The following is a 16286-nucleotide window of genomic DNA, read 5'->3' as shown; positions in this document are numbered from 1 at the left end:
GGGGTTTGTGCCTGGGTCAGGCGGTCACGCTCTTGAGCGCGTCCATGATGCGGTCGGTGACCTCGTCGATGGGGCCGATGCCGTCCACCTTGGTGAGGATGCCGCGCTCGGCGTAGCGGGCGACGACGGTCTCGGTCTGCTCGTGGTAGAGGTCCAGGCGGTGGCGGATGACGGCCTCGGTGTCGTCCGCGCGGCCTTCCTGCTGGGCGCGGCCCAGGAGCCGCTTGACCAGTTCCTCGTCGTCCGCGGTCAGCTGCAGGACCACGTCCAGCTGGTCTTCCTGCTCGGCCAGGATGTTGTCCAGCTCGTCCACCTGCGCAGTGGTACGCGGGTAACCGTCGAGCAGGAAGCCGGGCTCGACGTCGTCCTGCTTCAGGCGGTCACGCACCATGTTGTTGGTGACGCTGTCCGGGACGAAGTCGCCCTTGTCGATGTACTTCTTGGCCTCCAGGCCCAGCGGGGTCTCTTCCTTCACGTTGGCGCGGAAGATGTCACCGGTGGAGATCGCGACGACGCCCAGCCGCTCGGAGATCCGTGCAGCCTGTGTTCCTTTGCCCGATCCGGGCGGGCCAATAATGAGCATCTTTGTCATCGCAATAGTCCTTCGTAGTGCCGCTGCTGAAGCTGGGCATTGATCTGTTTGACGGTTTCCAGACCCACACCGACCATGATGAGGATCGAAACACCACCGAACGGGAAGTTCTGGTTGGCATTGATCAGCACCAGCGCGATCAACGGGATCAGGGAGATCACGCCCAGGTACAGCGCACCTGGCAGCGTGATCCGCGAGAGCACATAGGAAAGGTACTCTTCAGTCGGCCGGCCGGCCCGGATGCCCGGGATGAAGCCGCCGTACTTCTTCATGTTGTCGGCCGTCTCCTGCGGGTTGAACGTGATCGAGACGTAGAAGTACGTGAAGAACACGATCAGCAGGAAGTAGACCGCCATATAGACGGGGTGGTCGCCGCTGACGAGGAAGGTGTTGATCCAGTTCACCCATTCCGGCGGCGGCGTGGTGCCGTCCGTGGGGGTGTTGAACTGGGCGATCAGCGACGGGAGGTAGAGCATCGAGGAGGCGAAGATAACGGGAATGACGCCCGCCATGTTCACCTTGATCGGAATGTAGGTGCTGGTGCCGCCCACCGTCCGGCGGCCCACCATGCGCTTGGCGTACTGCACCGGGATGCGGCGCTGCGACTGCTCCACGAAAATCACGGCGGCGACGGTGAAGAGGCCGATGATGATGACACCGATGAAGATGTTGACGCCCTGGGCGCGCAGGATCTCGCCCAGAGAGGACGGGAAGCCGGCGGCAATGGAGACGAAGATCAGCAGCGACATGCCGTTGCCGACGCCCTTCTCGGTGACCAGCTCGCCCATCCACATGATCAGGCCGGTGCCGGCGGTCAGGGTGATGATGAGCAGGACGATCACGACCAGGCTGTCATCGGGAATGATGGGCAGCGGGCAGTCGCCGAGCAGCGCACCGCTGCGGGCCAGCGAGATGAGTGTGGTGGCGTTCAGCAGGCCCAGCGCGATGGTCAGGTACCGCGTGTACTGGGTGAGTTTCGATTGGCCCTGCGGACCCTCCTGGTGGAGTTCCTGGAACCGGGGAATCACGACGCGCAGCAGCTGGACGATGATGCTCGCCGTAATGTACGGCATGATGCCGAGGGCAAAGATGGACACCTGCAGCAGGGCACCACCGCTGAAGAGATTCACGAACTGGTACAGTCCGCCGCTGGTGTTGCCCAGTGCCAAGCATTGCTGAACGTTTCCGTAATCAACACCCGGGGCAGGGATGAAGACACCCAGCCGGTAGACGGTGATGATACCGAGCGTGAACAACAACTTGCGTCGCAGGTCCGGCGTCCGGAAAACCCGGCCAATTGCGCTAAGCAAGCGTCCTCCTGAAAGTCATTTGATGCCGCCGAGCGGCAATACACAAGAACCGAGTGTATCGGTTCCGCCCCATCCGGATTAACTCCGGTTACTACGTCAAGTGCTATTAACCCAAGGAACTCTTGGTGGCCGGTAGGGACCGGCCACCAAGAGTTCACTTAGGGCTGTGTGGGATCACGTCCAACAGAGCTGTTAGAGCTCCGTGGTCGAACCGCCGGCGGCGGCGATCTTCTCGGCAGCGCTGGCGGAGAAGGCGTTGGCCTTCACATCGACCTTGACGGTGATGTCGCCGGTGCCCAGGACCTTCACGGGCTGGTTCTTGCGAACAGCGCCCTTGGCCACCAGGGACTCCACGGTGACCTCGCCGCCCTCGGGGAACAGCTCGCTGAGCTTGTCCAGGTTCACGACCTGGAACTCCACCTTGAACGGGTTCTTGAAGCCACGCAGCTTCGGCAGGCGCATGTGCAGCGGCAGCTGGCCGCCGGCGAAACCTGCCTTGACCTGGTAACGGGCCTTGGTGCCCTTGGTGCCACGGCCGGCGGTCTTGCCCTTGGAGCCTTCACCACGACCAACACGGGTCTTGGCGGTCTTGGCACCGGGGGCAGGACGCAGGTGGTGGACCTTCAGAGGGTTGTTCTCTTCTGCCATCTCTACTTCGCCTCCTCAACCTTCACCAGGTGAGAAACAGTGTTGAGCATGCCAACAGTCACGGCGTCGGCGCTGCGGACAACGGTGTGTCCGATGCGCTTCAGGCCCAGTGAACGCAGCGTGTCGCGCTGATTCTGCTTCCCGCCAATGACGGACTTGATCTGGGTGATTTCCAACTGCGCGTCAGACGGAGTCAGATTCTTACGGGTAGTCTGCATGACTACGCACCTGCCTTCTGCTGGATGCTGCGGAGCAGAATCGGCGGAGCGACCTCGTCCAGCGGCAGGCCACGGCGGGCGGCCACTGCCTGCGGCTCTTCGAGGCGACGCAGAGCGTCCACAGTAGCGTGCACAATGTTGATCGCGTTGGCCGAGCCCAGGGACTTGGACAGCACGTCGTGGACACCGGCGCATTCCAGTACGGCGCGGACCGGGCCGCCGGCGATAACACCGGTACCGGCAGCGGCCGGACGCAGCATCACAACGCCTGCGGCGGCTTCGCCCTGGACACGGTGCGGAACCGTGCCGGCCACGATCGGGACACGGAAGAAGGCCTTCTTGGCCTCTTCAACGCCCTTGGCAATGGCGGCCGGAACTTCCTTGGCCTTGCCGTAGCCGACGCCGACCAGGCCGTTGCCGTCACCGACAACCACCAGAGCGGTGAAGCTGAAGCGACGGCCGCCCTTGACGACCTTGGCAACGCGGTTGATGGTGACGACGCGCTCGAGGTACTTGTCCTTCTCGGCGTCGCGGGCGTTGTCGCGGCCGCGGCCGCGCTCACCGCGGCCACCACGGTCGCCGCGCTCGCCACGACGGCCGCCGCGGCGGTCATCCTGGGACGAAGCAACCTTGTCGGCGTTGCCTGCGGCTGCGGCGGTCTCAGTTGCTTCAGTCACCTGAGTTTCCTTTTCGTTATTCTCAACGGTCACAGTGCCAGCCCACCTTCACGTGCGCCGTCGGCCACTGCAGCGATGCGGCCGTGGTACTTGTTGCCCCCACGGTCGAACACAACGGCCTCGATACCGGCTGCTTTGCACGCTCGGCCACGAGCTCGCCGACGCGCTTGGACTTGGCGGTCTTGTCGCCGTCGAAACCGCGCAGGTCAGCTTCCATGGTGGAAGCCGAAGCAACGGTGATGCCCTTGCTGTCATCCACGATCTGGACGAAGACGTGGCGTGCCGAACGGTTCACAACCAGGCGCGGACGGACCGCGGTGCCGGTGATGCGCTTACGGACGCGCAGGTGGCGACGTCCGCGTGCAGCAGACTTGCTCTTACCCTTAATTCCGATAGCCATGATTACTTACCAGCCTTTCCGACCTTGCGGCGGATCTGCTCGCCAGCGTAGCGGATGCCCTTGCCCTTGTAGGGGTCCGGGCGCCGCAGCTTGCGGATGTTGGCAGCAATCTCGCCGACCTGCTGCTTGTTGATTCCCGATACAGAGAGCTTGGTCGGACCCTCAACTGTAAAGGTGATGCCCTCGGGTGCCTTCACGGCGACCGGGTGGCTGTAGCCCAGGGCGAACTCGAGGTCCGAGCCCTTGGCCTGCACGCGGTAACCGGTGCCGATGATCTCGAGGTTCTTCTTGTAGCCCTCGGTGACACCGATGATCATGTTGTTGATCAGCGTGCGGGTCAGGCCGTGCAGCGAGCGGGATTCGCGCTCGTCGTTCGGGCGGGAGACGGTCAGGGTGCTGTCGTCCAGGGAGACCTGGATCGGGGCAGCGACCGAGTGGGTCAGTTCGCCCTTGGCGCCCTTGATGGACACAACGTTGCCGTCGACCTTAACCTCGACGCCGGCCGGAACGGTGATGGGGAGACGTCCAATACGTGACATTGTTCTCTTCCTTTCCCGTTACCAGACGTAAGCGAGGACTTCGCCGCCCACGCCCTTCTTGCCGGCCTGACGATCAGTCATGAGGCCGGAAGAGGTGGACAGGATTGCGATGCCCAGGCCGCCGAGCACGTGCGGCAGGTTGGTGGACTTGGCGTAAACGCGCAGACCGGGCTTGGAGATGCGGCGGACGCCAGCGATGGAACGCTCGCGGTTCGGGCCGAACTTCAGCTCCAGGATCAGCTTCTTGCCAACCTCCGCTTCCTCTTCCTTCCAGCCGGCAATGTAGCCTTCCGCCTTCAGGATCTCGGCGACGCGGACCTTCAGCTTGCTGGCCGGCATGGACACGGAGTCGTGGTAAGCCGAGTTTGCATTGCGCAGACGAGTCAGCATGTCTGCGACAGGATCTGTCATAGTCATTTGTGGGCTCTTGCCCTTCCTCGTAACGGTTTCCTCATCCCGCAGCCGTGGCCGCCGGGACAGGACCTTTTACGTAGTCGAATTAGTCTTCGGTCTTGAACGGGAAGCCCAGCGCCTTGAGCAGCGCACGGCCTTCCTCGTCGGTCTTCGCGGTGGTTACTACGGTGATATCCATACCGCGCACGCGATCGATCTTGTCCTGATCGATCTCGTGGAACATGGACTGCTCGGTCAGACCGAAGGTGTAGTTGCCGTTTCCGTCGAACTGCTTGCCGTTGAGGCCGCGGAAGTCGCGGATACGGGGCAGGGCCAGGGTGACCAGGCGGTCAACGAATTCCCACATGCGGGCGCCGCGCAGAGTGGCGTGGGCGCCGATCGGCATGCCTTCGCGCAGCTTGAACTGTGCGATGGACTTGCGGGCCTTGGTGACCTGCGGCTTCTGGCCGGTGATCTGGGTCAGATCGCGGACAGCGCCGTCGATGAGCTTGGAGTCCTTCGCGGCATCTCCGACGCCCATGTTGACGACAACCTTGACCAGGCCGGGGACCTGCATCACATTCTCGTACTTGAACTCGTCCTGGAGAGCCTGCTTGATCTCGTTGGCGTAGCGAGTCTTCAGACGGGGGACGATCTTGTTGGCAGTCTCAGTCATTAGAGGTCCTTCCCGGAGGCCTTGGCAACGCGGATGCGCACAGTGCGCTCCTTGCCATCGCGCTCAACGGTTTCAGTGCGGTAGCCAACGCGGGTCGGCTTCTTGGTCTCGGGATCGACGAGCGCCACGTTCGAAATGTGGATCGGGGCCTCAACGGTCTCGATGCCACCGGTCTTCGTGCCGCGCTCCGACTGTCCAGCCTTGGTGTGCTTGGTGACGCGGTTGACGCCTTCGACCAGCACGCGGTTGGACTCCGTGAACACCTTCAGGACCTTGCCCTGCTTGCCGCGGTCGCCGCCGCGGTCCTGCTTGGCGCCGGTGATGACCTGGACCAGGTCACCCTTCTTGATCTTGAACTTAGCCATGGGCTACAGCACCTCCGGAGCAAGCGAGATGATCTTCATGAACTTCTTGTCGCGAAGTTCACGGCCTACCGGGCCGAAGATACGGGTACCGCGCGGGTCGCCGTCGTTCTTCAGGATCACTGCAGCGTTCTCATCGAACTTGATGTAGGAACCGTCCGCGCGGCGGCGTTCCTTCTTGGTACGAACGATGACAGCCTTAACGACGTCACCCTTCTTGACGTTGCCGCCGGGAATTGCATCCTTGACGGTGGCAACGATAACGTCGCCAATGCCTGCGTAGCGACGGCCTGATCCACCGAGAACGCGGATGGTCAGGATTTCCTTGGCACCCGTGTTGTCGGCGACCTTAAGTCGCGACTCCTGCTGAATCACTTATAACTCCTGTCGTCGCGCCGGTTCTCATCATGTGAGCCTTGCGGAACGGATATGGGATGTCCCCGCGCCGTAGCTCCCCCTGCCCGCGCGTGAGCGCAAAGCCGAAGGCGGTTGCGGGAATTTGCCTATTCTGTCCATGCGGAAAGGTGGATAGTCTTTCCAAACGGCACAGGCAAGATTACTAGTTTATTACCAAGACACCCCGGACGCGAAATTCAGCTGAATCTGCGGCCAGGGGCTCGTATTTTTCAAGGGGATCGCTCCCCTTCAAACCCATCCCCGGACAGCTCGCCGGCACGATGGCCGGAACTTGACCGGAGCGGGAAACCTAAGGGGTTGGGCCCGCCCGCCTGGCGGGCGGGCCCAACGTGCAGGAACCAGGTCCTACTTGGCCTTCTCGATGATCTCGACCAGGCGCCACCGCTTGGTAGCGGAGAGCGGGCGGGTCTCGGCCAGCAGAACCAGGTCGCCGATGCCGGCGCTGTTCTGCTCGTCATGGGCCTTCACCTTGGTGTTGCGCCGCATGACCTTGCCGTAGAGCGCGTGCTTCTTGCGGTCTTCGATGTCGACGACGATGGTCTTGTCCATCTTGTCGGAGACCACGTAACCGCGGGCGGTCTTCCGGTTGCCGCGAGCCTGTGCTGCTTCAGTCACAGATGCTTCCTTCTCACTCATTTGGCATCATCCTCGGCGGCCGGGGTCTCGGCGGCTTCCGCGGACTCGGCCTTCTTGGACTTCTTTGCCTTCTTCTCGGCCGGAGCTTCCTCGGCGGAAGCCTCGACCTCGGGCCGGATACCCAGCTCGCGTTCGCGCAGCACCGTGTAGATGCGGGCGATATCGCGCTTGACGGCCTTCAGCCGGCCATGGTTCTCCAGCTGACCGGTGGCGGACTGGAAACGGAGGTTGAACAGTTCCTCCTTGGCCTTCCGAAGCTCCTCGACGAGACGGTCCTTATCGAAAGTCTCGAGCTGCTTGGTTGCCAGATCCTTGGTACCAACTGCCATTTCTATTCACCACCTTCACGACGCACGATGCGTGCCTTCAACGGCAGCTTGTGGATCGCCAGGCGAAGGGCCTCGCGCGCTACCTCTTCATTGACACCGGAGAGTTCGAACAGAACCCGGCCCGGCTTGACGTTCGCAACCCACCACTCCGGCGAACCCTTACCGGAACCCATACGGGTTTCGGCCGGCTTCTTGGTCAGCGGGCGGTCCGGGTAAATGTTGATCCAGACCTTACCGCCACGCTTGATGTGGCGGGTCATGGCGATACGGGCAGCTTCGATCTGGCGGTTGGTGACGTACGCAGGCGTCAGGGCCTGGATACCCCACTCGCCGAAGCTGACCTGGGTGCCGCCGCTGGCAGCGCCCGTGCGGGACGGGTGGTGCTGCTTGCGGTGCTTGACTCGACGTGGGATAAGCATTTAAGCCTCTCCTCCTTCTGCAGCCGGAGCGGCTGCTTCCGCAGCGGGAGCCTCAGCCTTGGGGGCTTCGGCAGCTGCAGAGCGGTCAGTACGACGGCGGCGCTCGCCACGGTCTGCCGGGCCCCGGCCCGGACGGTCACCACCGCGGCCACGCGGCGACGGAGCGGCAGCCTGCTGGGCAGCCAGTTCCTTCGCGGTCACGTCGCCCTTGTAGATCCAGACCTTCACGCCGATGCGGCCGAAGGTGGTCTTGGCCTCGAAGAAGCCGAAGTCGATATTCGCGCGCAGGGTGTGCAGGGGCACACGGCCTTCGCGGTAGAACTCCGAACGGCTCATTTCGGCGCCACCCAGGCGGCCGGAGCACTGGACACGGATGCCCTTGGCACCGGCGCGCTGCGCGGACTGCATGGCCTTCTTCATCGCGCGGCGGAAAGCCACGCGGGAAGAGAGCTGCTCAGCGATGCCCTGGGCAACCAGCTGTGCTTCGATCTCGGGGTTCTTGACCTCGAGGATGTTCAGCTGCACCTGCTTGCCGGTCAGCTTCTCGAGCTCGCCGCGGATGCGGTCGGCTTCGGCACCACGGCGGCCGATCACAATGCCCGGGCGGGCAGTGTGGATGTCCACGCGGACGCGGTCACGGGTGCGCTCGATCTCAACCTTGGCGATACCTGCACGCTCCATGCCGGTGGACATGAGCTGGCGGATCTTGACGTCCTCGCGGACGAAGTCCTTGTAACGCTGGCCGACCTTGTTGCTGTCAGCGAACCAGTGGGAGACGTGGTCGGTGGTGATACCGAGGCGGAATCCGTGCGGGTTTACTTTCTGTCCCACTTACTGGTCCTCCTCTTTCTCCGGGGTAGCGACAACAACCGTGATGTGGCTGGTCCGCTTCTTGATGCGGTAGGCGCGGCCCTGGGCACGCGGCTGGAACCGCTTCATCGTCGGGCCCTCGTCAACAAAGGCCTCGCTGATGTACAGGTCGCTCTCATCGAACGCGACGCCGTCACGGTCCGCGAGCACGCGGGCGTTGGCGACTGCCGAAGCGAGTACCTTCGATACCGGCTCCGAAGCTGCCTGCGGGGCAAACTTCAGAATTGCCAGAGCCTCATTCGCCTGCTTGCCACGAACAAGGTTGACGACGCGCCGGGCCTTCATAGGCGTTACGCGGATGTGGCGCGCAATAGCCTTGGCTTCCATTGCTTTCCTTCTCTCGTCTTCTGCCGTTCGAGCAGCGCCTAGCGGCGCTTGCCCTTACGGTCGTCCTTCACATGGCCGCGGAAAGTCCGCGTCGGGGCGAATTCGCCGAGCTTGTGCCCGACCATCGACTCAGTGACAAACACCGGGATGTGCTTGCGTCCGTCGTGTACGGCGATCGTGTGGCCGAGCATGTCGGGCACGATCATCGAACGGCGGGACCACGTCTTGATGACGTTCTTGGTGCCCTTTTCGTTCTCGGCAGCAACCTTCAGGTAGAGGTGCTGATCGACGAAGGGGCCTTTCTTCAGGCTGCGTGGCATGTCTCCAGGCTCCTATCGCTTGTTCTTGCCAGTACGACGGCGACGCACAATGAGCTTGTCGCTTTCCTTGTTGGGGCGGCGGGTACGGCCCTCGGGCTTGCCGTTCGGGTTGACCGGGTTACGGCCACCGGAGGTCTTGCCCTCGCCACCACCGTGCGGGTGGTCGATCGGGTTCATGGCCACACCGCGGACGGTCGGGCGGATGCCCTTCCAGCGCAGGCGGCCGGCCTTGCCCCAGCTGATGTTGGACTGCTCGGCGTTGCCGACCTCGCCGATGGTGGCGCGGCAGCGCACATCAACGTTGCGGATTTCGCCGGAGGGCAGACGGAGCTGGCCGTACTTGCCTTCCTTGGCCACGAGCTGGACGGAAGCACCGGCGGAGCGGGCCATCTTGGCACCGCCACCCGGGCGCATTTCCACGGCGTGGATAACGGTACCCACGGGGATGTTGCGCAGCGGCAGGTTGTTGCCGGGCTTGATGTCGGCGCCGGCACCGGCCTCGACCATGTCGCCCTGCTTCAGCTTGGCCGGAGCCAGGATGTAGCGCTTGGTGCCATCAACGTAGTGCAGCAGTGCAATGCGGGCGGTGCGGTTCGGATCGTATTCGATCTCGGCAACCTTGGCCGGCACGCCGTCCTTGTCATGACGACGGAAGTCGATCAGACGGTACTGGCGCTTGTGGCCGCCACCCTTGTGACGGGTCGTGATCTTGCCGGAGTTGTTGCGTCCGCCCGACTTGGTCAGGGGGCGAACCAGCGACTTTTCCGGTGTCGACCGCGTGATTTCAGCAAAGTCGGCCACGCTCGAGCCGCGGCGGCCCGGCGTAGTCGGCTTGTATTTACGGATTCCCATAATTCATTTCCTCGTTAAAGTGGTCTCCGCTTAGGAAAGCGGACCGCCGAAGATGTCGATTGTGCCTTCCTTCAGGGTGACAATCGCGCGCTTGGTGCTCTTGCGCTGTCCCCATCCGAAACGGGTGCGCTTGCGCTTCCCGGCACGGTTGATGGTGTTGATCGAGTCGACCTTGACGGAGAAGATCTTCTCCACAGCCAGCTTGATCTCGGTCTTGTTCGAGCGCGGGTCGACCAGGAAGGTGTACTTGCCTTCGTCGATCAGGCCGTAGCTCTTTTCCGAAACGACGGGTGCAAGCACGACGTCGCGGGGGTCCTTAGCGGTGGTCGCGCTCACTTGGCGTCCTCCTTGGCAGTGTTCTTGTCTGCGATGAATGCCTCGTAGGCAGCCTGGGTGAAGACCACATCGTCCGACACGAGCACGTCATAGGTGTTCAGCTGGTCCACGTAAATGGTGTGAACTTCCTCGATGTTGCGCAGGCTCAGGGCCGCCACATCGTTGGCGCGCTCGATGACGACGAGCAGGTTCTTGCGGTCGGTAACCGAACGCAGTGCCTCGGTAGCAGCCTTGGTGGACGGCTTCTCGCCGGAAACCAGGGCGTCGAGGACATGGATACGGCCGTTGCGTGCCCGGTCGGACAGGGCGCCGCGCAGGGCAGCAGCCTTCATCTTCTTGGGGGTGCGCTGGCTGTAGTCGCGCGGGGTCGGGCCATGGACGACGCCGCCGCCGGTCATGTGCGGAGCGCGGATCGAACCCTGGCGGGCGCGGCCGGTGCCCTTCTGCTTGAACGGCTTGCGGCCGGCGCCGGAAACCTCGGCGCGGGTCTTGGTCTTGTGGGTACCCTGGCGGGCGGCAGCGAGCTGCGCGACGACGACCTGGTGCAGCAGCGGCACGTTGGTCTGCACGTCGAAGATCTCGGCCGGCAGGTCGACCTTTACAGTGTTAGCCATTTGACTAGGCTCCCTTCACAGCGGAACGGACGAGAACGACCGAACCGCGGGCACCGGGGACAGCGCCCTTGATCAAGAGCAGCGACTTCTCGGTGTCCACAGCGTGAACGGTCAGGTTCAGCGTGGTGTGGCGAACGGCGCCCATGCGGCCGGCCATGCGCAGACCCTTGAAGACGCGGCCCGGGGTGGACGCGCCGCCGATGGAACCGGGCTTGCGGTGGTTCTTGTGCTGGCCGTGCGAGGCACCAACACCGGAGAAGCCGTGGCGCTTCATGACACCGGCGAAGCCCTTACCCTTGGAGGTTCCGACGACGTCGATCTTCTGGCCGGCTTCAAAGGTTTCCACGGACAGTTCCTGGCCAAGCTCGTAGGACTCGGCGTCGGAGGTGCGCAGCTCAACGAGGTGGCGGCGAGGAGTCACGCCGGCCTTCTCGAAGTGGCCCGCCAGCGGCTTGGAAACCTTGCGGGGATCGATCTGGCCGTAGCCAATCTGGACAGCGGTGTAGCCATCAGCGTCAGCATTGCGCAGCTGGGTAACAACGTTGGAGTCAGCCTGAACGACGGTCACCGGCACAAGGCGGTTGTTCTCGTCCCAGACCTGGGTCATGCCGAGCTTGGTGCCCAGCAGGCCCTTTACCTGGCGTGTAGTGGTAGACATAGTAATCCGCTCTCCCCTACAGCTTGATTTCGATATTCACGTCTGCAGGCAGATCAAGACGCATGAGCGAGTCAACGGCCTTAGGCGTGGGGTCAATAATGTCGATCAGACGCTTGTGAGTACGCATTTCAAAGTGCTCACGGCTGTCCTTGTACTTGTGCGGCGAACGAATCACGCAGTAAACGTTCTTCTCGGTGGGCAGCGGCACGGGGCCTACTACCGTTGCGCCTGCACGCGTGACCGTCTCAACGATCTTCCGCGCTGAAACATCAATGACCTCATGGTCATATGACTTCAGACGGATGCGGATTTTCTGTCCCGCCATGGCGTCTCCGCTCTCTTTCTCAGTGCTGCTCTGTTAATTTCCAGTTCTGCGCCCCCGGATTAGCCCGCGCTGTGGGCCTACCTGGCGCGCCTCCAACAAGCTGAATCCGGAAGTTTCCGGGTTCCTCACCCTGCCGAGGCTCCGACCCCCGCGGTCGGGCGTGTCGTATGCATTCTGCATAGCTACGCCCAGCAAGATTGGGGTGGGTTATATTTGGGCTTCTCGCTCCACGGAACCTGACCCTGGCCCCGGGCATTATCCCGGGCGGGACGCGGTCACGCATGAAGACACACGGAAGCGCTTGAACAACTCATCTAGTGTGGCAGAAATGGCCATGAAACGCGAATCGAGAGCCGACTACGCGGAAATGCCGGCGTTGAGGGCTGGAATCCCGCGGCCCGCAAATTCCAGCTGCAGCCCAAGGCCGGGAATGTTTTCACCGGACTGGCCGTGACTAGCCCACCTTCAGGTGAGATGCTACTTCCAACCTGCGGCGGACGCCTAAGCGGAAGGACTCACCTGTGGGCATTTCACCAGAGAGTCTTGCGGCGATGATTCCCGCCGACTTCACCCTAGGCGTCGCCACCGCCGCTTTCCAAATCGAAGGCGCGGTAGCCGAGGACGGCCGGGGGCCGTCCGGCTGGGATGCCTTTGCGGCCCAGCCGGCCCGGATCGTCAACGGCGACAACGCCGACGTCGCCTGCGACCACTACCACCGGATGGCCGACGACGTGCAGCTGATCCATGCCTTGGGCGTCGATTCGTACCGCTTCTCGCTGTCCTGGCCGCGGATCCAGCCTGACGGACGGGGTGGCACCAATCCGGCGGGCATCGCCTTCTACGACCGGCTGCTGGATGAACTCCTGTCACGCGGCATATCGCCCATGTGCACGCTCTACCACTGGGACACTCCGCTGCCGCTGGAACAGGCCGGCGGGTGGCTGAACCGCGAGACGGCCTACCGCCTGGCCGATTTCGCCGCTATTGCAGCCGAGCTGTTCGGCGACAGAGTCCAGCGCTGGGTCACCATCAACGAACCGACCACCGTCACTCTGAACGGCTACGGGCTGGGCATCCATGCACCCGGCCATCCGGGCCTCTTCGATGCGGTTCCGGCCGGCCATCATATGGTCCTCGCGCACGGACTGAGCATGCAGGCGCTGCGCGCGGCGGGTGTGCCCGGTGACATCGGCATCACGAACGTCTACTCCCCGGTCGTCGCTGCCCGGGGTGGTTTCGTCAACGACTTGCTGGTCGAACTCTTCGACGTTCTGCACAACGGGATGTTCTCGGATCCGGTCCTGCTGGGCCGCTATTCCGAGTTCAATCCCCTGCTCATGCCGTTCCTGCACTATTTGACCGAAGTCTCCGATGAGGACTTGGCCATCATGTCCCAGCCCTTGGATTTCTACGGGCTCAACTACTACTTCCCCACCCGGATCGCGCCCGGCCCCGGCCCCAACACGGGCCCGGACGCGCTGCCCGAAGGCCTGCCCGACCACATGCTCGAAGACAGCCCGGAACTTCCCTTCCACATCACCGGCTGGGCGCAGTACGACCGGACAGCGTTCGGCTGGCCCGTCGCTCCCGAGTACCTGGGCATCGCCCTGGCTGAAATGGCGGCGCGTTATCCGCAGCTTCCGCCGGTGTTCATCACCGAAGGCGGGGCCAGCTTCCCGGATGTCGTCGTCCAGGACGCGCTGACCGGTGAGCCTCATGTCGCCGACATCCAGCGCATCAACTATCTCGGGGACCATCTGGCAGCGGCCCTCGCCGCGACAGCCCCGGGCGGCGCCGCCGAATCGGTCGACCTTCGCGGCTACTACGTCTGGACACTGATGGACAACTTCGAGTGGGCTGCCGGATACAGCCAGCGCTTCGGGCTGGTCTACGTCGATTTCGAGACGCAGCAGCGCATTCCCAAGTCTTCCTACAGCTGGCTGCAGGCCATTACATCGCTGCGCGGCGCCGACACCAGTGCCGTGCGGCGCTGATCCGCAGCCGCTGCCGGCTACTGCTTGCCGTAGTCGTTGGCGCGCCGGATCCGCTTGGCCCGGTCGATCTCATGGCGGAAGTACCGCCGGCCCCATGCCACCGCCCCGGCAACGGCGACGACCACACCGATGACAATCCAGAACACGATCCACTCCATGCTCCGATCCTACTGCGGTGCGTGTTGGGGCGGTGCCTCCGGTCCAAGCGTCGGCTGTGCCGATCCGGATGGGGGCTGGTACCAAGGCGGCGGGTACTGTCCCTGCCCCGCGGCCGGCGGCGCCGGGGGCGCCACCTGGTGGCCAGGTCCGGCTGTCGGCGCCATTGGGTAGCCTGGCCTGGACGGCTGCTCCTCGTAGTAGCCCTGGCCGGTAGGCGGGACTGGTGGCGGCGGGTACGGCCGGTTCGCCGGAGGCCGGCCGGAGCCGCTGTGTTTGGCCAGTTTCCAGATGGCAAATGCCAGCAGGCCCAGGGCGGCCATGAACAAGAGCAGGAAAGTGTAGCCGCGCATAAACCAGAGCAGGGTCAGCGCGATCCCGCACGCGCCCCAGATTAAGAACAGCCTCCGCGAGGTCATCAGGCCGAAAGCCACCAGGCCGGCATGGCCGACCAGCGCCCAGACCTGGTGCAGCAGGTCGCCGCTGATGAAGGCTGCCAGGACTGAGAGCGACAGCAAGCCAGCGCTGATGGACAACGCGACAGTGCCGCGTACAGCACGCCGCCATCCGAATTCGAAGGCTGCCGTCAGCGCACCCGCAACGACCCACCACTGAAGTGCCCAGTACGGTTCGAGTGCACCTTCGGCAACGACGAACAGCCGCTGCAGCGCCGCGACGACCGGGACAACCGCCGCCTCGGCAGCCGCCCATTTGCGGCGCAGCGGAACCTCGACCACCAGCAACGCCGCCACTGCCACCATGGACAGGGCCGCGGCAACAGCCGTGCGGTCGGGAACCAGCGCAATGAGCGCCGCCATGCCCAGGGCCCCAAGCCCTATTGCGGGCAGACTGATGGCGCGGACCGGGTGGACGCCCTCGCGCTCACGCTGGACCAGACGGAAGCCATAGAGGACCACCGCGGCGAGCCAGCCGGCGGCCAGCCAACGGCCCGCCGGCACCGGCAGATCCAGGAGGCCGGTCATGTCCAGCCGGTCCATCAGGACGGCGCTGCCGGCGAGCACAGTTCCGGCACCGGCCGGGTAGAGCCACGGCTGGGCCTCCCGGTGGGACAAGACGAAGAACATCACTGCCGCGGCGAACAGCGCCACCGGAGTCATCCATGCCCCGTCGGCCAGGGACAGTAGCAGGGACTCCAGCACCCACGCCGTGGCGCCACCAAGCAGGAGCACCCGATGGGTCCGCCCGCTGTCTCGCAGACGGAGCCAGACCGCGCCACCGGCAAGGACCAGGGCGACCAAGGCGGCGACCTCGGCCGACAGCACCGCCGTCGGCATCCAGCCGCCGCCGGCGAAGAACAGGGCGTCGCTGAGCGCCGCTATCAACGCGCCCGCAGCCAGGACGATAACGAAGCCGGCGTGCCGGTGGTGAACCCCGAACCTGCCGACGGCGACAGCCAGCAGCAGGAGAAGCTGAAGGCAGATCACTCCGCGTTCCGCCGGAGCAATCGCGGCATAGAGCAGGGGCAGGACAGCCAACAGGGCCAGGCTCGCCCAGGCCCCTGCCGACTGGAGCCCGAATCCGTCCAGCTTCTTCGCCAGCAGCAGCCGCGTCGCTTCCTGGACGGTCGCGGTACCGGCGGCAACCGCGAACAGCACATGGACGCTGCCGGTCAGGTCCCATCCGAGCAGCATGGACAGAATGAGGATGGCCGCCTGGGTGGCCAGCAGGTACCAGCCCTTGCGCGCAGCACTGAGGGGCAGCAGCGCCATCGCCACCGAAAAGACAGCCGCTACGGCCAGGAGGATTTCGTAGCCTCGCAGGCCAAGGAACACTGTGCCCACCAAGGCAGCAGCCAGCAGAACTGCCGGTGCCAGGAACTCCATGGCCCGGCCCGGAAGGTCGATGCTCCGGACCGGAGCCGGCCGGGCCGTCAGCAGGTAGGACACGGCAAGCCCGGCAGCAAGCCAGATCCAGAACCCGATGTAGCCGAGCCGTACGCCGCCGCCACTGGCTGCCGGTGCCAGCTCGGCTCCGACCAGCCATGCCATCGCGGCGAGGCCGAGTGCCGCATACAGCAGCACCAGGGTCCGCGGCATCAGACCGGGCCGGCCACGCAGAGCCTGGACGGTGCCGGCCAGTTGATTGACGACCGCGGCCAGCACCAGGACCAGCAGGGCGTACCGCTCCCCCAGCCCGGGATCCTCAGCGGCTTCAGGCAGATGCGCGAGCACCGCCAGCGGCGCCAGCAGCGTGGCGG

23 protein-coding genes and 2 pseudogenes are annotated in these 16286 nt (G+C 64.1%); 1 reads left to right on the top strand and 24 read right to left on the bottom strand.

Annotation, left to right across the window (positions count from 1 at the left end):
• Positions 1 to 16: 16 nt before the first annotated feature.
• The 22 genes and pseudogenes from D477_RS04705 to rpsJ form a co-directional block, all read right to left on the bottom strand.
• A complete protein-coding gene (locus D477_RS04705; RefSeq protein ID WP_005267753.1) occupies positions 17 to 592 on the bottom strand; it encodes an adenylate kinase in 576 nt (191 codons plus the stop codon).
• The gene (gene secY / locus D477_RS04700) at positions 589 to 1902 is read right to left on the bottom strand and encodes a preprotein translocase subunit SecY (protein WP_005267752.1); all 1314 of its coding nucleotides are present in this window, start codon (positions 1900 to 1902) and stop codon (positions 589 to 591) included. The genes D477_RS04705 and secY overlap by 4 nt, the downstream gene beginning before the upstream one ends.
• A 192-nt stretch (positions 1903 to 2094) precedes the next feature.
• Positions 2095 to 2550: a 50S ribosomal protein L15 gene (gene rplO / locus D477_RS04695; protein ID WP_005267751.1), complete on the bottom strand. Its 456-nt coding sequence runs from the start codon at positions 2548 to 2550 to the stop codon at positions 2095 to 2097.
• Positions 2551 to 2552: 2 nt separating this feature from the next.
• A complete protein-coding gene (rpmD, locus tag D477_RS04690; protein ID WP_005267750.1) occupies positions 2553 to 2768 on the bottom strand; it encodes a 50S ribosomal protein L30 in 216 nt (71 codons plus the stop codon).
• Positions 2769 to 2770: 2 nt separating this feature from the next.
• Positions 2771 to 3478, bottom strand: a complete 708-nt coding sequence (rpsE, locus tag D477_RS04685; RefSeq protein ID WP_043845662.1) for a 30S ribosomal protein S5 — start codon at positions 3476 to 3478, stop codon at positions 2771 to 2773.
• Positions 3475 to 3845, bottom strand: a pseudogene (gene rplR / locus D477_RS04680) (50S ribosomal protein L18). Before rplR ends, rpsE begins: the two are co-directional and overlap by 4 nt.
• Positions 3846 to 3847: 2 nt before the next feature.
• A complete protein-coding gene (gene rplF, locus D477_RS04675) occupies positions 3848 to 4384 on the bottom strand; it encodes a 50S ribosomal protein L6 (protein ID WP_005267747.1) in 537 nt (178 codons plus the stop codon).
• Positions 4385 to 4402: 18 nt separating this feature from the next.
• Entirely contained in the window at positions 4403 to 4801 is a 399-nt protein-coding gene (gene rpsH, locus D477_RS04670; RefSeq protein ID WP_005267746.1) for a 30S ribosomal protein S8, read from the bottom strand.
• Between the two features lie 82 nt (positions 4802 to 4883).
• Positions 4884 to 5453 carry a 50S ribosomal protein L5 gene (gene rplE, locus D477_RS04665; protein ID WP_005267745.1) on the bottom strand — a complete coding sequence of 190 codons (570 nt, stop codon included), beginning with the start codon at positions 5451 to 5453 and terminating at the stop codon, positions 4884 to 4886.
• Positions 5453 to 5818, bottom strand: a complete 366-nt coding sequence (gene rplX / locus D477_RS04660) for a 50S ribosomal protein L24 (RefSeq protein ID WP_005267744.1) — start codon at positions 5816 to 5818, stop codon at positions 5453 to 5455. The genes rplE and rplX overlap by 1 nt, the downstream gene beginning before the upstream one ends.
• Positions 5819 to 5821: 3 nt before the next feature.
• A complete protein-coding gene (gene rplN / locus D477_RS04655) occupies positions 5822 to 6190 on the bottom strand; it encodes a 50S ribosomal protein L14 (RefSeq protein ID WP_005267743.1) in 369 nt (122 codons plus the stop codon).
• 387 nt (positions 6191 to 6577) lie between these two features.
• Positions 6578 to 6868 (bottom strand): 30S ribosomal protein S17, encoded by a 291-nt coding sequence (gene rpsQ / locus D477_RS04650; protein WP_043845659.1) that lies wholly within the window; start codon positions 6866 to 6868, stop codon positions 6578 to 6580.
• Entirely contained in the window at positions 6865 to 7197 is a 333-nt protein-coding gene (gene rpmC / locus D477_RS04645; protein WP_005267741.1) for a 50S ribosomal protein L29, read from the bottom strand. Before rpmC ends, rpsQ begins: the two co-directional genes overlap by 4 nt.
• Positions 7198 to 7199: 2 nt before the next feature.
• Positions 7200 to 7616 (bottom strand): 50S ribosomal protein L16, encoded by a 417-nt coding sequence (gene rplP / locus D477_RS04640; protein WP_005267740.1) that lies wholly within the window; start codon positions 7614 to 7616, stop codon positions 7200 to 7202.
• A complete protein-coding gene (rpsC, locus tag D477_RS04635; protein ID WP_005267739.1) occupies positions 7617 to 8447 on the bottom strand; it encodes a 30S ribosomal protein S3 in 831 nt (276 codons plus the stop codon).
• Complete coding sequence (rplV, locus tag D477_RS04630) at positions 8448 to 8813, bottom strand: 50S ribosomal protein L22 (protein WP_005267738.1); 366 nt, start codon at positions 8811 to 8813, stop codon at positions 8448 to 8450.
• A 38-nt stretch (positions 8814 to 8851) separates the two neighbouring features.
• A complete protein-coding gene (rpsS, locus tag D477_RS04625) occupies positions 8852 to 9133 on the bottom strand; it encodes a 30S ribosomal protein S19 (protein WP_005267737.1) in 282 nt (93 codons plus the stop codon).
• Between the two features lie 12 nt (positions 9134 to 9145).
• Positions 9146 to 9985, bottom strand: a complete 840-nt coding sequence (gene rplB / locus D477_RS04620; RefSeq protein ID WP_005267736.1) for a 50S ribosomal protein L2 — start codon at positions 9983 to 9985, stop codon at positions 9146 to 9148.
• A gap of 30 nt (positions 9986 to 10015) precedes the next feature.
• A complete protein-coding gene (rplW, locus tag D477_RS04615) occupies positions 10016 to 10321 on the bottom strand; it encodes a 50S ribosomal protein L23 (RefSeq protein ID WP_005267735.1) in 306 nt (101 codons plus the stop codon).
• Positions 10318 to 10935: a 50S ribosomal protein L4 gene (gene rplD / locus D477_RS04610; RefSeq protein ID WP_005267734.1), complete on the bottom strand. Its 618-nt coding sequence runs from the start codon at positions 10933 to 10935 to the stop codon at positions 10318 to 10320. The genes rplW and rplD overlap by 4 nt, the downstream gene beginning before the upstream one ends.
• A gap of 4 nt (positions 10936 to 10939) precedes the next feature.
• Complete coding sequence (gene rplC / locus D477_RS04605) at positions 10940 to 11593, bottom strand: 50S ribosomal protein L3 (RefSeq protein ID WP_005267733.1); 654 nt, start codon at positions 11591 to 11593, stop codon at positions 10940 to 10942.
• Between the two features lie 16 nt (positions 11594 to 11609).
• Positions 11610 to 11918 carry a 30S ribosomal protein S10 gene (gene rpsJ / locus D477_RS04600; RefSeq protein ID WP_003803825.1) on the bottom strand — a complete coding sequence of 103 codons (309 nt, stop codon included), beginning with the start codon at positions 11916 to 11918 and terminating at the stop codon, positions 11610 to 11612.
• A 521-nt stretch (positions 11919 to 12439) separates the two neighbouring features.
• On the opposite strand from rpsJ, the gene D477_RS04595 reads away from it, so the two are divergent.
• Entirely contained in the window at positions 12440 to 13912 is a 1473-nt protein-coding gene (locus D477_RS04595; protein WP_237740702.1) for a GH1 family beta-glucosidase, read from the top strand.
• Between the two features lie 17 nt (positions 13913 to 13929).
• Here D477_RS04595 and D477_RS22565 read toward each other — a convergent pair whose 3' ends face one another.
• Together D477_RS22565 and D477_RS22560 are read right to left on the bottom strand one after the other, a co-directional pair.
• Positions 13930 to 14070: a hypothetical protein gene (locus D477_RS22565; protein ID WP_005267731.1), complete on the bottom strand. Its 141-nt coding sequence runs from the start codon at positions 14068 to 14070 to the stop codon at positions 13930 to 13932.
• Positions 14071 to 14079: 9 nt separating this feature from the next.
• Positions 14080 to 16286, bottom strand: a pseudogene (locus D477_RS22560) (hypothetical protein); the annotation flags it as partial.

Source organism: Arthrobacter crystallopoietes BAB-32 (genome assembly GCF_000328305.2).
Classification (GTDB): Bacteria; Actinomycetota; Actinomycetes; order Actinomycetales; family Micrococcaceae; genus Crystallibacter; species Crystallibacter crystallopoietes_A.
Note: the sequence above shows the minus strand (reverse complement) of the source record. Positions and strands in the feature narration are given on the sequence as shown.

Coding starts and splice junctions, on each gene's coding strand:
- D477_RS04705 (WP_005267753.1), bottom strand. CDS start 592: ATGACAAAGATGCTCATTATTGGCCCGCCCGGATCGGGCAAAGGAACA.
- rplO (WP_005267751.1), bottom strand. CDS start 2,550: ATGGCAGAAGAGAACAACCCTCTGAAGGTCCACCACCTGCGTCCTGCC.
- rpmD (WP_005267750.1), bottom strand. CDS start 2,768: ATGCAGACTACCCGTAAGAATCTGACTCCGTCTGACGCGCAGTTGGAA.
- rplF (WP_005267747.1), bottom strand. CDS start 4,384: ATGTCACGTATTGGACGTCTCCCCATCACCGTTCCGGCCGGCGTCGAG.
- rpsH (WP_005267746.1), bottom strand. CDS start 4,801: ATGACTATGACAGATCCTGTCGCAGACATGCTGACTCGTCTGCGCAAT.
- rplE (WP_005267745.1), bottom strand. CDS start 5,453: ATGACTGAGACTGCCAACAAGATCGTCCCCCGTCTGAAGACTCGCTAC.
- rplX (WP_005267744.1), bottom strand. CDS start 5,818: ATGGCTAAGTTCAAGATCAAGAAGGGTGACCTGGTCCAGGTCATCACC.
- rpsQ (WP_043845659.1), bottom strand. CDS start 6,868: ATGAGTGAGAAGGAAGCATCTGTGACTGAAGCAGCACAGGCTCGCGGC.
- rpmC (WP_005267741.1), bottom strand. CDS start 7,197: ATGGCAGTTGGTACCAAGGATCTGGCAACCAAGCAGCTCGAGACTTTC.
- rplP (WP_005267740.1), bottom strand. CDS start 7,616: ATGCTTATCCCACGTCGAGTCAAGCACCGCAAGCAGCACCACCCGTCC.
- rplV (WP_005267738.1), bottom strand. CDS start 8,813: ATGGAAGCCAAGGCTATTGCGCGCCACATCCGCGTAACGCCTATGAAG.
- rpsS (WP_005267737.1), bottom strand. CDS start 9,133: ATGCCACGCAGCCTGAAGAAAGGCCCCTTCGTCGATCAGCACCTCTAC.
- rplB (WP_005267736.1), bottom strand. CDS start 9,985: ATGGGAATCCGTAAATACAAGCCGACTACGCCGGGCCGCCGCGGCTCG.
- rplD (WP_005267734.1), bottom strand. CDS start 10,935: ATGGCTAACACTGTAAAGGTCGACCTGCCGGCCGAGATCTTCGACGTG.
- rplC (WP_005267733.1), bottom strand. CDS start 11,593: ATGTCTACCACTACACGCCAGGTAAAGGGCCTGCTGGGCACCAAGCTC.
- rpsJ (WP_003803825.1), bottom strand. CDS start 11,918: ATGGCGGGACAGAAAATCCGCATCCGTCTGAAGTCATATGACCATGAG.
- D477_RS22565 (WP_005267731.1), bottom strand. CDS start 14,070: ATGGAGTGGATCGTGTTCTGGATTGTCATCGGTGTGGTCGTCGCCGTT.